The 15,649-nt window shown below is 65.5% G+C and carries 17 protein-coding genes; 10 read left to right on the top strand and 7 right to left on the bottom strand.

What is annotated here, in order from left to right:
* Positions 1-33: 33 nt before the first annotated feature.
* The 3 genes from UB43_RS27205 to UB43_RS27215 all read left to right on the top strand — a co-directional run bounded on the left by UB43_RS27205 (position 34) and on the right by UB43_RS27215 (position 4,146).
* Positions 34-2,658, top strand: coding sequence for a phosphomannomutase/phosphoglucomutase (locus UB43_RS27205; RefSeq protein WP_045217696.1), 2,625 nt, complete (start codon positions 34-36; stop codon positions 2,656-2,658).
* Positions 2,659-2,685: 27 nt separating this feature from the next.
* Positions 2,686-3,591, top strand: coding sequence for an acetylglutamate kinase (argB, locus tag UB43_RS27210; RefSeq protein WP_024762065.1), 906 nt, complete (start codon positions 2,686-2,688; stop codon positions 3,589-3,591).
* 108 nt (positions 3,592-3,699) lie between these two features.
* A complete protein-coding gene (locus UB43_RS27215; protein WP_045217698.1) occupies positions 3,700-4,146 on the top strand; it encodes a thioesterase family protein in 447 nt (148 codons plus the stop codon).
* 18 nt (positions 4,147-4,164) lie between these two features.
* On the opposite strand, the gene UB43_RS27220 is transcribed toward UB43_RS27215, so the two are convergent.
* Both UB43_RS27220 and pyrE read right to left on the bottom strand, forming a co-directional pair.
* Positions 4,165-4,743, bottom strand: coding sequence for a hypothetical protein (locus UB43_RS27220; RefSeq protein ID WP_045217759.1), 579 nt, complete (start codon positions 4,741-4,743; stop codon positions 4,165-4,167).
* 74 nt (positions 4,744-4,817) lie between these two features.
* Positions 4,818-5,459, bottom strand: coding sequence for an orotate phosphoribosyltransferase (pyrE, locus tag UB43_RS27225; RefSeq protein ID WP_045217699.1), 642 nt, complete (start codon positions 5,457-5,459; stop codon positions 4,818-4,820).
* A gap of 81 nt (positions 5,460-5,540) precedes the next feature.
* On the opposite strand from pyrE, the gene UB43_RS27230 reads away from it, so the two are divergent.
* Positions 5,541-6,320 carry an exodeoxyribonuclease III gene (locus UB43_RS27230; RefSeq protein WP_045217700.1) on the top strand — a complete coding sequence of 260 codons (780 nt, stop codon included), beginning with the start codon at positions 5,541-5,543 and terminating at the stop codon, positions 6,318-6,320.
* Between the two features lie 76 nt (positions 6,321-6,396).
* On the opposite strand, the gene UB43_RS27235 is transcribed toward UB43_RS27230, so the two are convergent.
* Positions 6,397-6,768 (bottom strand): DUF4870 domain-containing protein, encoded by a 372-nt coding sequence (locus UB43_RS27235; protein WP_045217702.1) that lies wholly within the window; start codon positions 6,766-6,768, stop codon positions 6,397-6,399.
* A gap of 35 nt (positions 6,769-6,803) precedes the next feature.
* Positions 6,804-7,523, bottom strand: a complete 720-nt coding sequence (gene rph / locus UB43_RS27240; protein ID WP_015479557.1) for a ribonuclease PH — start codon at positions 7,521-7,523, stop codon at positions 6,804-6,806.
* A gap of 166 nt (positions 7,524-7,689) precedes the next feature.
* On the opposite strand from rph, the gene UB43_RS27245 reads away from it, so the two are divergent.
* The 6 genes from UB43_RS27245 to UB43_RS27270 all read left to right on the top strand — a co-directional run bounded on the left by UB43_RS27245 (position 7,690) and on the right by UB43_RS27270 (position 13,210).
* Positions 7,690-8,553: a YicC/YloC family endoribonuclease gene (locus UB43_RS27245; RefSeq protein ID WP_045217704.1), complete on the top strand. Its 864-nt coding sequence runs from the start codon at positions 7,690-7,692 to the stop codon at positions 8,551-8,553.
* Between the two features lie 46 nt (positions 8,554-8,599).
* On the top strand, positions 8,600-9,211 hold the full coding sequence (gmk, locus tag UB43_RS27250) for a guanylate kinase (RefSeq protein ID WP_045217706.1): 612 nt from the start codon (positions 8,600-8,602) through the stop codon (positions 9,209-9,211).
* Between the two features lie 100 nt (positions 9,212-9,311).
* Positions 9,312-9,578 (top strand): DNA-directed RNA polymerase subunit omega, encoded by a 267-nt coding sequence (gene rpoZ, locus UB43_RS27255; protein WP_045217709.1) that lies wholly within the window; start codon positions 9,312-9,314, stop codon positions 9,576-9,578.
* Between the two features lie 60 nt (positions 9,579-9,638).
* The gene (gene spoT, locus UB43_RS27260; RefSeq protein WP_045217711.1) at positions 9,639-11,747 is read left to right on the top strand and encodes a bifunctional GTP diphosphokinase/guanosine-3',5'-bis pyrophosphate 3'-pyrophosphohydrolase; all 2,109 of its coding nucleotides are present in this window, start codon (positions 9,639-9,641) and stop codon (positions 11,745-11,747) included.
* Between the two features lie 22 nt (positions 11,748-11,769).
* The gene (locus UB43_RS27265) at positions 11,770-12,150 is read left to right on the top strand and encodes a RidA family protein (RefSeq protein WP_017520704.1); all 381 of its coding nucleotides are present in this window, start codon (positions 11,770-11,772) and stop codon (positions 12,148-12,150) included.
* Positions 12,151-12,475: 325 nt separating this feature from the next.
* Positions 12,476-13,210, top strand: a complete 735-nt coding sequence (locus UB43_RS27270) for a hypothetical protein (protein WP_045217714.1) — start codon at positions 12,476-12,478, stop codon at positions 13,208-13,210.
* 36 nt (positions 13,211-13,246) lie between these two features.
* On the opposite strand, the gene UB43_RS27275 is transcribed toward UB43_RS27270, so the two are convergent.
* From UB43_RS27275 to UB43_RS27285, 3 genes are all read right to left on the bottom strand, one after another.
* Positions 13,247-13,870: a LysE family translocator gene (locus UB43_RS27275; RefSeq protein ID WP_045217716.1), complete on the bottom strand. Its 624-nt coding sequence runs from the start codon at positions 13,868-13,870 to the stop codon at positions 13,247-13,249.
* 67 nt (positions 13,871-13,937) lie between these two features.
* Positions 13,938-14,738: an AraC family transcriptional regulator gene (locus UB43_RS27280; RefSeq protein WP_045217718.1), complete on the bottom strand. Its 801-nt coding sequence runs from the start codon at positions 14,736-14,738 to the stop codon at positions 13,938-13,940.
* 1 nt (position 14,739) lies between these two features.
* The gene (locus UB43_RS27285) at positions 14,740-15,609 is read right to left on the bottom strand and encodes an NAD-dependent epimerase/dehydratase family protein (protein WP_045217720.1); all 870 of its coding nucleotides are present in this window, start codon (positions 15,607-15,609) and stop codon (positions 14,740-14,742) included.
* Between the last annotated feature and the right edge of the window lie 40 nt (positions 15,610-15,649).

The raw sequence follows: 15,649 nt of genomic DNA on the forward strand, positions 1-15,649 counted from the left end.
TCTTTTCAGGATGAATCGCCGAGGAGACGTTGCATGAAACTTTTCCAACGCACTGCCAAGGACAGCGCCGAACTGCCGGAACTCGTGCCGGCGGAGAAGCCCGTCAAGGGGCCGGCGGCCAAGGTCGACCTCAAGCCACTGCTGCCCGCCCTGGTCCTCACCGTCGGCGGCGTGGCGGCGGCCGGCGCGCTGCTGTGGTTCAGCCTGTTCGGTCAGGCGGACAAGGCTCACATCGCACAACTGAGCAGCGCCTGGTCGGAAAGCCAGGCCGGCGCGCTGCGCCAGTCGCTCAGCCTGCTGGCCGCGGACAGCCGCGCCATGGCGAGCAACTCGCAATTGCTGCCAACCTTGCAGAGCAATGATCCGACGCGCATCGCCGCGCTGGAGAAGGCACTGGCCCAAGGCCATCTCGACGGGCTGGTGGACGTTCACCTGAACGCCAGCGGCCAGGCCGTTCAGGACACGTCCCGCCCCGGCCCGCTCAACTATGCCGCGCTGGACATGCTGCACCGCGTCGAAAGCGGCCAGGCCGTGGCGCCGGAAGCCTACAAGGTCGGCACCCGCTGGCTGGTCTACAGCCCCACCGCCTTGCGTGGCGCGGACAATTTGATCCAGGGTTCGCTGCTGCTGGTCGTCGACCTGCAGCGCCTGCTCGGCAGCCTGCCGCCGATGTCTGCCGATATCGGCCAGCTGCAGCTTTCCCAGCAGTTCGGCAACTCGCCGGCGCAGGTATTGCTGCAGCGTGGCCAGGCCAGTGAGGGTGCGCCGCTCAGCATCGCCAGCGGCAACCCGAACTGGAAGCTGAGCTTCACCCCCGGCCCGACCATCACCAATCCGCTGTACTCGCAAACCATGCTGGGTATCGCCGCGCTACTGGCACTGGTGGGCGGCCTGCTCGGCCTCTATCTTGCGCAAAGTGCGATGCAGCGCCGGGTCAGCAAGGATGCCCAGGCCCTGGGGCAGTTCATTCAGGAACTCGCCGGCCAACGCACTGCCAAAGCTCCTGAGCTGAGCCTGCCGAGCCTGCAGGCACTGGCTCAGGCGCTGGCCCGTCAGCCGCGCCGCAAGACCGAAACACCTGGTGCCAGCGCCCCCGCCGCGCCTGCAGCCGCCGTCCAGCCGGTTCCGGTTGTCGCCGCTGCCAGCGCCCCGGCCGCTGCCACCGAAACACCATTGGTCGATCCGCTATTCCAGAACACCGACATTCTGGACATCGACATTCTTGATGAAGACCAGGATCTCCTGGGATTGGAGCAAACAACCGCTATGAGCACGCCTAAAGCCCCGCAGCTGCCCGCCAGCATCTTCCGCGCCTACGACATCCGTGGCGTGGTCGGCGACACCCTGACCACCGAGACGGCCTACTGGGTCGGCCGTGCGATCGGTTCCGAAAGCCTTGCGCGCGGCGAGCCGTGCGTCTCCGTGGGCCGCGACGGCCGCCTGTCCGGCCCCGAACTGGTCCAGCACCTCATCCAGGGCCTGCTCGACTGCGGCTGCCAGGTCACCGACGTCGGCATGGTACCGACTCCGGTCCTGTACTACGCGGCCAACGTCCTGGAAGGCAAGTCGGGCGTGATGCTCACCGGCAGCCACAACCCGCCGGACTACAACGGCTTCAAGATCGTCGTCGCCGGCGAGACCCTGGCCAACGAGCAGATCCAGGCCCTGCGCGAGCGCATCCAGAATGGCGACCTCGCCTCCGGCGTGGGCAGCGTGCAGCAGGTCGACATCCTGCCGCGCTACTTCCAGCAGATCCGCGACGACATCGCCCTGGCCAAGCCGCTGAAAGTGGTGGTGGACTGCGGCAACGGCGTAGCCGGCGTGATCGCCCCGCAGCTGATCGAAGCCCTGGGCTGCACCGTGATCCCGCTGTACTGCGACGTCGACGGCACCTTCCCCAACCACCACCCGGACCCGGGCAAGCCGGAGAACCTGGAAGACCTGATCGCCAAGGTGAAAGAGACCGGCGCCGACCTCGGCCTGGCCTTCGACGGCGACGGCGACCGCGTGGGCGTGGTGACCAACGAAGGCACCATCATCTACCCCGACCGCCTGCTGATGCTGTTCGCCAAGGACGTGGTCTCGCGCAACCCGGGCGCCGACATCATCTTCGACGTCAAATGCACCCGTCGCCTGATCTCGCTGATCAGCGGCTACGGCGGCCGTCCGGTAATGTGGAAGACCGGCCACTCGCTGATCAAGAAGAAGATGAAGGAAACCGGCGCCCTGCTCGCCGGCGAGATGAGCGGCCACATCTTCTTCAAGGAACGCTGGTACGGCTTCGACGACGGCATCTACAGCGCCGCGCGCCTGCTGGAAATCATCAGCCTGGACAAGCGCGACGCCGAGCGCGTGTTCTCCGCGTTCCCGATGGACATCTCCACCCCGGAAATCAACATCACCGTCACCGATGAGGGCAAGTTCGCCCTGATCGAGGCACTGCAGGCCCGCGGCCAGTGGGGTGAAGCCAACCTCACCACCCTCGACGGCGTGCGTGTGGATTACCCCAAAGGCTGGGGCCTGGTTCGCGCGTCCAACACCACTCCGGTGCTGGTCCTGCGTTTCGAGGCGGATTCCCAGGAAGAACTGGAACGCATCAAGGAAGTGTTCCGCACCCAGCTGAAAGCGGTCGACCCCGCCCTCAGCCTGCCCTTCTGACCCTGTAGCACTATGCCGGAGCCCACCATGACCCAGAGCCGCGATGACGCTGCCCAGGTTGCCCGCGTCCTTGCCGAAGCCCTGCCCTATATCCGCCGTTTCGTCGGCAAGACGCTGGTGATCAAGTACGGCGGCAACGCCATGGAAACGGACGAGCTGAAGAACAGCTTCGCCCGCGACGTGGTGCTGATGAAAGCCGTCGGCATCAACCCGGTGGTGGTCCATGGGGGTGGTCCGCAGATCGGCGACCTGCTCAGCCGCCTGTCGATCGAGAGCCACTTCATCGATGGCATGCGCGTCACCGACGCGCAGACCATGGACGTGGTGGAGATGGTCCTCGGCGGCCAGGTGAACAAGGACATCGTCAACCTGATCAACCGTCACGGCGGCAGCGCCATCGGCCTGACCGGGAAAGACGCCGAGCTGATTCGTGCGAAGAAGCTCACCGTCACCCGCCAGACGCCGGAGATGACCAAGCCGGAAATCATCGACATCGGCCACGTGGGCGAAGTCACCGGGGTCAACGTCGACCTGCTGAACATGCTGGTACAGGGCGACTTCATTCCGGTCATCGCACCGATCGGCGTGGGCGCCAATGGCGAGTCCTACAACATCAATGCCGACCTCGTGGCCGGCAAGGTGGCCGAGGCGCTGAAGGCCGAGAAGCTGATGCTGCTCACCAACATCGCCGGCCTGATGGACAAGCAGGGCCAGGTCCTCACCGGCCTGACCACCGAGCAGGTCAACGAACTGATCGCCGACGGCACCATCTACGGCGGCATGCTGCCGAAGATCCGCTGCGCCCTGGAAGCGGTGCAAGGCGGGGTGACCAGCGCGCACATCATCGATGGCCGCGTCCCCAACGCCGTGCTGCTGGAAATCTTCACCGACAGCGGCGTCGGCACCCTGATCACCAATCGCAAGCAGCGCTGATCAAGGGACACCCGCCAGGAGCGATCCTCGCGGGTGTTTTTCTGTCTGTTCGAGGCCGCTTCAGCCTGATGGACGTCCTGCCTCGAACAGGTCTTCAGGAGATTTTGCATGGCCGCGTCCCCCGTTTCCCGCAACGACTTCAGTTTCTTCCACGGTCTGCGCGTGCGCTGGTCGGAGGTCGACCCGCAGGGCATCGTCTTCAACGGCAACTACCTGACCTATGCCGATGTCGCCACCACCGAGTACTACCGCCACCTGGGCGTGAGCTACCCGGCTGACCTGCTGCGCGGCGGCGGCGACCTGTTCGCGGTGAAGACCACCCTGGAATACCTGGCGCCCGCGCGCTTCGACGACTGGCTGGAACTGGGCGTGCGCGTCAGTCGACTGGGCCGCAGCAGCCTGACCTTCCAGGTGTCGATCTGGTGTGATGAAACCCTGCTGACGCTGGGGGAGCTGATCTACGCCTATGCCGGCGAAGACCGGACGAGCCAGCCCCTGCCGGACTGGCTGCGCGGGAAGATCAACGAATTCGAGCGCGTCTCGCCGCAACAGTAAGCGCGGCGAACGTCTGCCTCAGTTGCCGCCGGATATCTGGGCGAAACGTGCCCGGTCGGCGGCGAAGCTGTTCTGCGCCTGAGTGCGCAGCTGCTGATAGCGGGCGATGTCCTGCTGGAGGCGTTGCTCATCGCTGCGCAGGTTGCTCAGTTGCGCGACCAGGTCATCCGGCACCTGGCGCCCGGCGCGTTCCTGATCGGCGGCGCGGGCCTGCAGGTTGGCCTGCTGCGTCTTCAGCGACTGCAGGTTGCCCTTGGCCACGCTGGCCAGCCCGTCGAGCTCGGCCAGCTTGCGATCGCGGGCACGGTCGACGTCCTCCACGCTGGTGTACATGCGCATCAGTTGCTGGTCGGAACTGGCGCGCGCGGCATCCGCCTTGCGCTGCTCGATCTCGGCAGCGGTCGGCGCTGGCGGCACTTCACGGATCACCCGACCCTGGTCGTTGAGCACCTGGTAGCCCTTGCCGATGTACTGCGGCGGTACGCCCAGCCGGTCGATGACGGTAATGCCCCGGTCATCGACGTAACGGTACATCTCGACCGCACCGCCGGGACTGGCGACCGGTTTGCCGGCAGCGATCACCTGGCCTGCGAGCATGCCCCCCAGAAGCCCCATCAACACCCTGTAGCGGTAAGCACCCTGCTTGGCCATGCCCGACACCCTTGTTCCGGTTAGATACCGTACTGCGCCCGATAGGCCTCGACGGCCGCGAGATGCTGCTTGAGCTGCCCGTCACCGGCCAGATACTCCAGCACCTGCTCCAACGAGACAATGCTTACGACCGGGATCGAGAAGTCCCGTTCAACTTCCTGGATCGCCGACAGCTCGCCCTTGCCGCGCTCCTGGCGGTTCAGCGCGATCAGCACGCCGGCGGCCTGGGCCCCCTGCGCGTCGATGATCTGCATGACCTCGCGGATCGCAGTGCCGGCGGTGATCACGTCATCGATGATCAGCGCGCGGCCGGTCAGCGGCGCGCCGACCAGCGTGCCACCTTCGCCATGGTCCTTGGCTTCCTTGCGGTTGAAGCACCAGGGCAGGTCGCGGCCGTGCTGCTCCGCCAGCGCAATGGCTGTAGCGGCCGCCAGCGGGATTCCTTTATAGGCCGGGCCGAACAACACGTCGAAAGGTATGCCGCTGTCGACTACCGCGCTGGCGTAGAAACGACCCAGCTGGGACAGCGCAACGCCGGTGTTGAACAGCCCGGCATTGAAGAAGTACGGACTGGTGCGCCCGGACTTGAGGGTGAATTCGCCGAAACGAAGAACGCCGCGCTCGATGGCGAAGCGGATGAAATCGCGTTGATATGGCTGCATGGGAGAGAACCGGCCGGTATGAATTTAGCTAAACCGTTTGAGCTCGGGTATCATACACACACGTGATTTTGGGGGCCATTTATGCGGATCATCAGTGTGAACGTGAATGGTATTCAGGCTGCAGCCGAGCGTGGTTTGCTCAGTTGGCTGCAAGCCCAGAATGCCGACGTGATCTGCTTGCAGGATACCCGCGCCTCCGCTTTCGATCTGGATGACCCATCCTACCAACTGGATGGCTACTTCCTGTACGCCTGCGATGCCGAAGTGCCCAGTCAGGGCGGCGTCGCAATCTATAGTCGTCTGCAACCCAAGGCTGTCATAAGCGGCCTGGGTTTCGAGATGGCCGATCGTTACGGGCGCTACCTGCAAGCCGATTTCGATAAGGTGAGTATCGCCACTCTCCTGCTGCCTACCGGGCAGGAAGGGGACGAGAACCTGAACCACAAGTTCAAGTTCATGGACGATTTCGCCCAGTACATGAACAAGCAGCGCCGCAAGCGCCGCGAATACATCTATTGCGGCTCGCTGTACGTCGCGCACCAGAAGCTGGACGTGAAGAACTGGCGCGAATGCCAGCAATCGCCGGGCTTCATGGCGCCGGAGCGTGGCTGGATGGATGAGATCTTCGGCACCATGGGCTACGTCGACGCCCTGCGCGAGGTCAACCGCGAAGGCGACCAGTACAGCTGGTGGCCGGACAGCGAGCAGGCCGACCTGCTCAACCTGGGCTGGCGCTTCGACTATCAGATCCTCACGCCGGGTCTGCGCCGCTTCGTGCGCAGCGCCAAGCTGCCGCGCCAGCCGCGCTTCTCCCAGCATGCGCCGCTGATCGTCGATTACGACTGGACCCTGAGCATCTGAGTCCTGTCGTGCCGTCGCAAGGCGGACAGAAAAAAGCCGGCTTCGAGCCGGCTTTTTCGTACCTGGAGCCCAGCGCCTACTTGAGCGGGCGCCAGGTGAAGGGATAGCGATAATCCAGCCCTTCGTTGGCCTTGATCCCGGCGATGATGGTGAGCACCAGCGCGCCGATGCTCACCAGCCCCAGCAGGAAGAAGCCAATCACCACCAGCATCAGCAGGCAGCTGACCACGACCGCGAGGCTCACGGTGATCTGGAAGTTCAGCGCTTCCTTGCCCTGGCGGTCCACGAACGGGTCCGATTCACGCTTGATCTGCCAGACGATCAGCGGCCCGAGCAGGTTTCCGAAGGGGAAGATGAAGCCGAGGAAGGCGGCGAAGTGGCAGAACATCGCCCACTGGCGGGCTTCCTGGCTCGGCTGAACCTGCTGTACCGGTACTTCGTCGCTCATCCTTTCGCTCCTTGCCGTTGGGTATCGAGTGCGGATCAGTCCGCCAGCGCGGCGCGCTGCAGTTCGAACAGTTCGCGCAGGCCCTGCTGCGCCAGCTCCAGCATGGCATTCAGCTCGGCCGGCTGGAAGGGCGCGCCCTCGGCGGTGCCCTGGACTTCGATGAAGCCGCCGGCATCGGTCATGACCACGTTCAGGTCGGTCTCGGCGGCGGAATCTTCCAGGTAGTCCAGGTCCAGCACCGGCTCGCCCTGGTACATGCCCACGGAAACGGCAGCGACCATCTGCTTGAGCGGGTTGCCCTTGAGCGCGCCACGCTTCTTCAGCACGGCCAGGGCGTCGATCAGCGCCACGGTGGCGCCGGTGATGGAAGCGGTGCGGGTGCCGCCATCGGCCTGGATCACATCGCAGTCGATGTACAGGGTGTTCTCGCCCAGCTTGGACAGGTCCAGCGCAGCGCGCAGGGATCGGCCGATCAGGCGCTGGATTTCCAGGGTGCGGCCACCCTGCTTGCCGCGCGCGGCTTCACGCTGGTTACGCTCGCCGGTGGAACGCGGCAGCATGCCGTATTCGGCGGTCAGCCAGCCCTGGCCCTGGCCCTTGAGGAAGCGCGGCACACCGGATTCGGCGCTGACGGTGCAGATCACCTTGGTGTCGCCGAACTCGACCAGCACGGAGCCCTCGGCGTGCTTGGTGTAATGGCGGGTGATACGGATCGGGCGCAGTTGGTCGGCGGCGCGGCCACTGGGACGGTTCATGGAGGCATCCTGTACAGATTACTGGCGGGGGAATGTCCGCCATTATAGAGGCCAGCGGACGGGCGCAACCACCGCCGGCGTGCTGCGGCGCGCTACGCTGGGGTACAATTGCCGGTTTCCGACGACCTGTCGGCCGTTTTTCCAGCCCATTCAGAGAGGTGACTCCATGGTCCACAGCATGACCGCCTTCGCCCGCGTCGAGCGCGCCAGCACCCATGGAACCCTGAGCTGGGAGCTGCGCTCGGTCAACCACCGCTACCTCGAACCCAACCTGCGCCTGCCCGAAGCCTTCCGCGACCTCGAAGGCGCGGTGCGCGAGGCGCTGCGCCAGGGCCTGTCGCGCGGCAAGGTGGAATGCACCCTGCGCTTCAACGAGGAAAACGCCGGCAAGGCGCTGCAGGTCGACCGCGAGCGCGCCGCGCAACTGGTCGCCGCCGCCGAGGCCGTCGCCGACCTGATCAGGAATCCCGCCCCGCTCGACCCGCTGGCCGTGCTGGCCTGGCCCGGCGTACTGGTGGGCGACGCCGCCGATCCGCAGGCGCTCAACGCCAGCGCGCTGGCCGCCTTCACCCAGGCTCTGGACGAGCTCAAGGCCGGCCGCGCCCGCGAAGGCGCGGAGCTGTCGAAGATCATCGACGAGCGCCTGACAGCCATGCAGGAAGACGTGGCGAACCTGCGCCAGCTGGTGCCGGAAATGCTCGCCAACCAGCGCCAGAAGGTGCTCGACCGCTTCTCCGAGATGAAAGCCGAGCTCGACCCGCAGCGCCTGGAGCAGGAAATGGTCCTGCTGGCGCAGAAGAGCGACGTCGCCGAGGAACTGGACCGCCTGACCACCCACGTCACCGAAGTACGTCGCGTGCTCAAGGCTGGCGGCGCCGCCGGTCGGCGCCTGGACTTCCTGATGCAGGAACTCAACCGCGAGGCCAACACCTTAGGTTCGAAGGCTTTCGACCCGCGCTCCACCCAGGCTGCGGTCAACCTCAAGGTCCTGATCGAGCAGATGCGCGAACAGGTCCAGAATATCGAGTAAGCCGGACGCATCCGGCCCCCATCCACCGCAACTCCAGGAAAGCGCCATGTCCGGCACCCTGTACATCGTTTCCGCGCCGTCGGGCGCCGGCAAGACCAGCCTGGTCAAGGCCCTGCTCGACGCCATGCCCAGCGTGCGCGTCTCCGTCTCCCACACCACCCGCGGCATGCGCCCGGGCGAAGTGGACGGGGTGAACTACCACTTCGTCGGCCACGACACCTTCCGCGCCATGCTCGAGCGCAATGAATTCCTCGAGCACGCGCAGGTCTTCGACAACCTCTACGGCACCTCCCAGCGCTGGGTCGAGAAGACCCTCGCCGAAGGCAACGACCTGATCCTGGAGATCGACTGGCAGGGCGCGCAGCAGGTGCGCCGGCTGATGCCCCAGGCGCAGTCGATCTTCATCCTGCCGCCGACCCAGGAAGCCCTGCGCCAGCGCCTGACCAACCGCGGCCAGGACAGCGACGAGGTGATCGAGCGGCGCATGCAGGAAGCCGTCAGCGAAATGAGCCACTATGTGGAATACGATCACCTGGTGATCAACGACGATTTCGCCCACGCGCTGGAAGACCTCAAGGCGATCTTCCGTGCCCGCCAGCTCCGTCAGGATGCCCAGCAGCAACGTCACACCGAGCTGCTGCAACGCCTGTTGGCCTGAAGTCGCCGAGAGAAGGCACTTCCATAAAGATTGGCGATTTTTTAGACTACCCAGTCCGCCCGGCATTTTCCGGGCCTACATTTTAGTAACGAGGAACACCATGGCCCGCGTCACCGTTGAAGACTGCCTGGACAACGTCGATAACCGTTTCGAGCTGGTCATGCTCGCCACCAAGCGTTCGCGTCAGCTGGCCACTGGCGGCAAAGAGCCGAAGGTACCGTGGGAAAACGACAAGCCCACCGTCGTTGCCCTGCGTGAAATCGCTTCCGGCCTGATCGACAACGAAATCGTTCTGCTGGAGGACGTGGTTGAAGAAGAACCGCTGTTCGCTGCCTTCGAAGACGAGGCCAACAACGAGGCCCTGTAAGTCGATGTCCGGCCGACGAATCGGTGCACTGCGACGTACCGCTCGGCAGGGGGTGAACCCATGCCGAGCATAGATGCCTTCGCCGATCGTCTGTCGAGCTATCTGGGCCCGGACCAGGTCAACCTGGTCCGCCGCGCCTACTACTACGCCGAGCAGGCCCATGACGGGCAGCGCCGCCGCAGCGGCGAGGCTTACGTCACCCATCCGCTCGCCGTCGCCAATATCCTCGCCGACATGCACATGGACCATCAGAGCCTGATGGCGGCCATGCTGCACGACGTGATCGAGGACACCGGCATCGCCAAGGAAGCGCTCACCGCGCAGTTCGGCGAGACCGTCTCGGAACTCGTGGATGGGGTCAGCAAGCTGACCCAGATGAACTTCGAGTCCAAGGCCGAGGCGCAGGCCGAGAACTTCCAGAAGATGGCCATGGCCATGGCGCGCGACATCCGCGTGATCCTGGTGAAGCTGGCCGACCGCCTGCACAACATGCGCACGCTGGAAGTGCTGTCCGGTGAGAAGCGCCGGCGCATCGCCAAGGAAACCCTGGAAATCTACGCACCCATCGCCAACCGGCTGGGCATGCACAGCATGCGCGTGGAATTCGAGGACCTGGGCTTCAAGGCCATGCACCCGATGCGCTCCGAGCGCATCCGCCAGGCCGTGAAGAAGGCTCGTGGCAACCGCCGCGAGATCGTCGGCAAGATTCAGGAATCGCTGGTCAACTGCCTCGCCCGCGAAAACATGGAAGGCCAGGTCCTGGGCCGCGAGAAGCACCTGTTCAGCATCTACAAGAAGATGCGCGGCAAGCGCAAGGCGTTCAACGAGATCATGGACGTCTACGCCTTCCGCATCGTGGTCGACAAGGTTGACACCTGCTACCGCGTGCTCGGCGCCGTGCACAACCTGTACAAGCCGTTCCCCGGCCGCTTCAAGGACTACATCGCGATTCCCAAGGCCAACGGCTACCAGTCGTTGCACACCACGCTGTTCGGCATGCACGGCGTGCCCATCGAAATCCAGATCCGCACCCGCGAGATGGAAGAGATGGCCAACCACGGCATCGCCGCGCACTGGCTGTACAAGTCCAGTGAAGAGGAAGCGCAGAAAGGCACCCATGCCCGCGCCCGCCAGTGGGTAAAGGGCATCCTCGAACTGCAGCAACGCGCCGGCAACTCGCTGGAATTCATCGAGAACGTGAAGATCGACCTGTTCCCGGACGAGGTCTACGTCTTCACGCCCAAGGGCCGCATCATGGAGCTGCCCAAGGGCTCCACGGCCGTCGACTTCGCCTACGCGGTGCACACCGATGTCGGCAACAGCTGTATCGCCTGCCGTATCAACCGCCGCCTGGCGCCGCTGTCCGAACCGCTGCAGAGCGGTGCGACAGTGGAAATCGTCACCGCGCCGGGCACCCGGCCGAACCCGGCCTGGCTCAACTTCGTGGTCACCGGCAAGGCGCGCACGCACATCCGCCACGCGCTCAAGCTGCAGCGCCGCTCCGAGTCGATCAACCTCGGCGAGCGCCTGCTGAACAAGACCCTCGCCGGCTTCGACAGCCACCTGGAGAAGATCCCGCAGGAGCGCATCCAGGGCGTGCTCAACGAGTACCGCATGGAAGTCTTCGAGGACCTGCTCGAAGAGATCGGCCTGGGCAACCGCATGGCCTACGTGGTCGCGCGCCGCCTGCTGTCCAGCGAAGGCGAACAGGCGCCCAGCGCCGAAGGGCCGCTGGCGATCCGCGGTACCGAAGGCCTGGTGCTCAGCTACGCCAAGTGCTGCACGCCGATCCCGGGCGACCCGATCGTCGGCCACCTGTCCGCCGGCAAGGGCATGGTCGTGCACCTGGAGAACTGCCGGAACATCAGCGAAATTCGCCACAATCCGGAAAAGTGCATCCAGCTCAGCTGGGCCAAGGATGTCACCGGCGAATTCAACGTCGAACTGCGTGTCGAGCTGGAACACCAGCGCGGCCTGATCGCCCTGCTGGCGACCAGCGTCAACGCCGCCGACGGCAACATCGAGAAGATCAGCATGGACGAGCGCGACGGTCGCATCAGCGTGGTCCAGCTCGTCGTCAGCGTGCACGACCGTGTGCACCTGGCCCGCGTCATCAAGAAGCTGCGCGCGCTCAAGGGCGTGATCCGCATCACCCGCATGCGCAGCTGATCCCACCCCGTTAGGAGTCGACATGACCAAGACCGTTATCCACACCGACAAAGCCCCGGCCGCCATCGGCACTTACTCCCAGGCGATCAAGGCTGGCAACACCGTCTATGTCTCCGGCCAGATCCCGCTGGACCCGAAAACCATGGAACTGGTCGAGGGCTTCGAAGAGCAGACCGTCCAGGTCTTCGAGAACCTGAAAGCCGTCATCGAAGCGTCCGGCGGCTACCTGCACGACGTCGCCAAGCTGAACATCTTCCTCACCGACCTGTCGCACTTCGCCAAGGTCAACGAGATCATGGGCAAGTACTTCGTCCAGCCCTACCCGGCCCGCGCCGCCATCGGCGTCGCCGCCCTGCCCAAGGGCGCCCAGGTCGAGATGGACGCCATCGTCGTCCTGGAATAAGCGCTGCGAAAAACCTACGGGGCCCTCGGAGGGTCTGATGTCGTTTCGACGTGGCCGCGACGGAGCCGCATTTTGCGCAGGGCGAGGCGCGAATCGTGTGGTTTGGTCATTCCAAATGAACGATGAGTAACGAAGCGCTGCGCAAAATGCGGCCCGTCCCTTCGGGTTGTGCGTCAAATCACGCCATGCGTCGTTGCGGGGCTAGGTAAGGGAGCGCCATTACCGTCGCCCCGCGTCTAGCCTGGCGTGATTTGACGCGGCAACGCGGCTCACGGCGAAACGACATCAGACCCTCTCCCCGTTCCTTTGTCTGCAAGGAGCAAACATGCGTCGCGCCCTGATCCTGAGCGCCCTGATCGGCCTGCTCACCGGCTGCGCCGGCACCCCGTCCGACCCTTCCGGCGTCTGGGTCAACCAGGCCGCCATCGATGCCGCCGGCAAGGGTGGCAAGCTGCGCGAGGCGCTGCTGGCCTACGGCCCGAACCTGGAATGGAAGCTGGACACCAAGGCCAGCCAGGCCACCTTCAGCAACGGCTTCGAGCTCGGCGAAGGCCAGCTGACCGCCGAAGATCCCAAGCACTACCGCGTCGACTTCTACGGCAGCAACCAGGAATCCCTGGAGCTGGACGGCAAGGAGCTGGTGCAGGTGGGCAGCGACAACTGGCCCGAGCAGCGCTTCCTGCGTCCCAAGCAGCAGCCCGCCGCGCAGAGCCCGGCCGGCAGCACCTTCGAGAACGCCCTCTACGCCGCCTACCTGAACGGCACCTGGATCATCGAGGAAGGCGAAGGCAAGGGCAGCAAGGTCAAGTTCGCCGCCAACGGCAGCCTCGAAGGCATGCCCGGCTTCGACCGCTACGCGCTGTGCCTGGCCGGCGACTGCGCCGCCATGAGCGGTGACAACGACAGCATCTGGCTGCAACAAGGCCAGCAGGGCCGCGAGTTCCTGTTCGAGCGTGACGGCGACAAGCTGGAGCTGTTCGAGGCGGTGAACCGCGCCCAGTCCGACGAGATGCCGCAATACGCGCCCGGCAACAAGGTCTGGACCCTTGAGCGCGACTGATCCGTGTGGGCGGGCCGGCGTGCTCGACTACTTCAGTCAACGCAGCCCGCTCCACAGCAGCCAGCTACCCAGCGCCAGCAACAGGCCGCCACAAAGGCGGTCCAGCGCCGTGACCCGGCGCTTCAGCCAGCCGCGCCAGCGCGGGCGATCCAGCAGGCGCACCAGCGCCATGTCCCACAGCAGCACCACCGCGCCCATCCACAACACACAGGCGCCCAGCGCCCAGGCCGGCAGGTGGAACTGGCCAAGGACGCCGAACAGCCCGGTGTAGAAGATCGGCAGCTTGGGGTTCAGGCTGCTGGCCAGCAGGCCTTCGCGCATCCCCCGCAGAAATCCCCCGCTCCGCTGCTCGCCCGGCTCCGTGGGAATGTTCAGCTCCCGACGCGCCAGCAGCGCCTGCGTGCCGAGCCAGACAAAGTAGGCGCCCCCCAGCAGCTGAACCACCCGCAGTCCGTGGCTGGCCACTTCAGGTAGCAGGCCGAGCACGAACAACACCAGCAGCATGCTCGCCAGATTGGCCAGGGCGATGCCCGCTGCGCAGCCATCAGCATGACGGCGGCCGCGCAACAAAGCGGCGCGGATCAGCAGGAAGAAATCCGGCCCCGGCGACAGCAGGGCGGCAAAATGGGTGCTGGCGACCAGCGCGAAGGCGGCGAACATGACGATCTCCCGGATAGCGGCGTCGCGCAGTCTGGAAGCGTCGGGGGTCGCCGGTCTTGGAAGAAAGTCAGGTGCGCGTGGTGTGCAGGAAGCGTCCGGGCGTGACGCCGGTGAAGCGGCGGAAGGTGCCGGCAAAGTGCGCCTGGTCGTAGAAGCCCAGCGCCAGCGCGACGTCCAGCGGCTTCTCGCCGGCCACCAGCAGGCGCTTGGCCTCGCGGATGCGTCGCTGCAGCAGGTAGGTGTGCGGCGGCACGCCGTAGGCGTTGCGGAAGGCTTCGATCAGGTGGCGCGGATGGCGCTGCAACAGCGCGGCGAGGGCTTCCAGGCTGACCGCCTCGCGATAATGCGCCTCCAGGTAGTCCCGCAACCTGGCGGTGACGCTGCCATCGCGCGATGCCGAAGCGTTCGGGCGCATGCCGCCGTGGCGGACAAATACCAGCTCCAGCAGCGCCAACAGTTCGCTTTCCAGTGCCAACGCGTCGTTGCGCTCGAACTCCGTGGCGACGCGCCGCAGCGCCTCCGCCACCTGACCGTCATCGTGCGGATTGAGCGCCTGGAAGCCGCGCGGCAACTGCTTGCGGCCCAGCAGCGGGAGCAGGCGCGACTCCTCGATGTAAAGCATGCGATAGACCAGCCGCTCGGACTCGGCATTGCCGGTATGTGGCTCCTCCGGGTTCATCAGCGACAGGGTACCGGCCGGCAGCACGTGGTGCGCGCCACGGCACTGGTAGCCGCCGGCGCCCTGCAGGATGGCGCCGATGGCGAAGGCATCGTGGCTATGACGCCCGAACGGCTGGCCGGAGAAGTCCGCGTGGAACAACTCCACCCCCGGCAACCAGGGGCGCGCCAGCAGCCGGTTGGCGTCCATCTCAGTCCTGCTTGCCGGCGAGGATCGCCGCGTAGCCTTCGCGGAAGCTCGGGTAGCGCGGCTCCCAGCCCAGCGCACGGGCGCGGGCGTTGCTGCAGCGCTTGCTGCCGGCCCGGCGCACGGTCTGCTCGTCGGCCCAGTGGGTCACGCCGAGGTGCTCGCGCAGCCAGGCGACCACGTCATGCAACGCGGCGGGATCGTTGTCGACGCCGAGGTAGCAGGCCTCCAGAGCAACACCATTGCGATCGGCTTCCAGCAGATGCGCCAGCAGGCCGGCACAGTCCTCGGCGTGAATGCGGTTGGCGTACAGCGGTGGCTCGCTGGCGACGCGGTAGCCCTCGCGCACCTGCTTGAGCAGCCACTCGCGGCCGGGGCCGTAGATGCCGGTGAGACGCACGACACTGGCGGGAATGCCGCTCTGCAGCGCCACCTGCTCGGCTTCGAGCATCACGCTGCCGGAATAGCTTTCGGCCTCGGCCGGCGAGGTCTCGTCGATCCACTCGCCATCGCGCTGGGCGTAAACGCCGCTGCTGGAGACGAACAACAGGCGCTTGGGCATTTGCCCACGCTGCTGCAGCCAGCCGAGCGTGTTGCGCAGGCCTTCGACGTAAGCCGCGCGATAACCGGCTTCGTCGTGCTGGGTCGCGGCGGCGCAGTACACCAGGTAATCGAGCTTGCCGATCGGCCAGGAATCGGGGCACTCCAGCTGGCCCAGGTCACCCGCCACCGGCAGCACTTCCAGCGGCAGTGCGGCGATGGTGCGACGCAGGCCGTGGACACGCCAGTCACGCGCGGCCAGTTGGCGCCCCAGGCGACTGCCAACGTCGCCACAACCGACGATCATCAGGCTGGGGAAGGTGCTCTTGCTCATGCTTGGCTCCGCGAATCAAAGCTCGGCAGTTTAGCGCGGT

Source organism: Pseudomonas sp. 21 (genome assembly GCF_000955805.1).
Classification (GTDB): domain Bacteria; phylum Pseudomonadota; class Gammaproteobacteria; order Pseudomonadales; family Pseudomonadaceae; genus Pseudomonas.

Bases quoted from the DNA above. Each gene is read 5' to 3' on its own strand.
- pyrE (WP_045217699.1), bottom strand. From the start codon at position 5,459: ATGCAGCCATATCAACGCGATTTCATCCGCTTCGCCATCGAGCGCGGC.
- UB43_RS27245 (WP_045217704.1), top strand. From the start codon at position 7,690: ATGGTCCACAGCATGACCGCCTTCGCCCGCGTCGAGCGCGCCAGCACC.
- rpoZ (WP_045217709.1), top strand. From the start codon at position 9,312: ATGGCCCGCGTCACCGTTGAAGACTGCCTGGACAACGTCGATAACCGT.
- UB43_RS27220 (WP_045217759.1), bottom strand. From the start codon at position 4,743: ATGCTCGCAGGCCAGGTGATCGCTGCCGGCAAACCGGTCGCCAGTCCC.
- argB (WP_024762065.1), top strand. From the start codon at position 2,686: ATGACCCAGAGCCGCGATGACGCTGCCCAGGTTGCCCGCGTCCTTGCC.
- rph (WP_015479557.1), bottom strand. From the start codon at position 7,523: ATGAACCGTCCCAGTGGCCGCGCCGCCGACCAACTGCGCCCGATCCGT.
- UB43_RS27285 (WP_045217720.1), bottom strand. From the start codon at position 15,609: ATGAGCAAGAGCACCTTCCCCAGCCTGATGATCGTCGGTTGTGGCGAC.
- gmk (WP_045217706.1), top strand. From the start codon at position 8,600: ATGTCCGGCACCCTGTACATCGTTTCCGCGCCGTCGGGCGCCGGCAAG.
- UB43_RS27215 (WP_045217698.1), top strand. From the start codon at position 3,700: ATGGCCGCGTCCCCCGTTTCCCGCAACGACTTCAGTTTCTTCCACGGT.
- UB43_RS27235 (WP_045217702.1), bottom strand. From the start codon at position 6,768: ATGAGCGACGAAGTACCGGTACAGCAGGTTCAGCCGAGCCAGGAAGCC.
- spoT (WP_045217711.1), top strand. From the start codon at position 9,639: ATGCCGAGCATAGATGCCTTCGCCGATCGTCTGTCGAGCTATCTGGGC.
- UB43_RS27265 (WP_017520704.1), top strand. From the start codon at position 11,770: ATGACCAAGACCGTTATCCACACCGACAAAGCCCCGGCCGCCATCGGC.
- UB43_RS27275 (WP_045217716.1), bottom strand. From the start codon at position 13,870: ATGTTCGCCGCCTTCGCGCTGGTCGCCAGCACCCATTTTGCCGCCCTG.
- UB43_RS27280 (WP_045217718.1), bottom strand. From the start codon at position 14,738: ATGGACGCCAACCGGCTGCTGGCGCGCCCCTGGTTGCCGGGGGTGGAG.
- UB43_RS27205 (WP_045217696.1), top strand. From the start codon at position 34: ATGAAACTTTTCCAACGCACTGCCAAGGACAGCGCCGAACTGCCGGAA.
- UB43_RS27270 (WP_045217714.1), top strand. From the start codon at position 12,476: ATGCGTCGCGCCCTGATCCTGAGCGCCCTGATCGGCCTGCTCACCGGC.
- UB43_RS27230 (WP_045217700.1), top strand. From the start codon at position 5,541: ATGCGGATCATCAGTGTGAACGTGAATGGTATTCAGGCTGCAGCCGAG.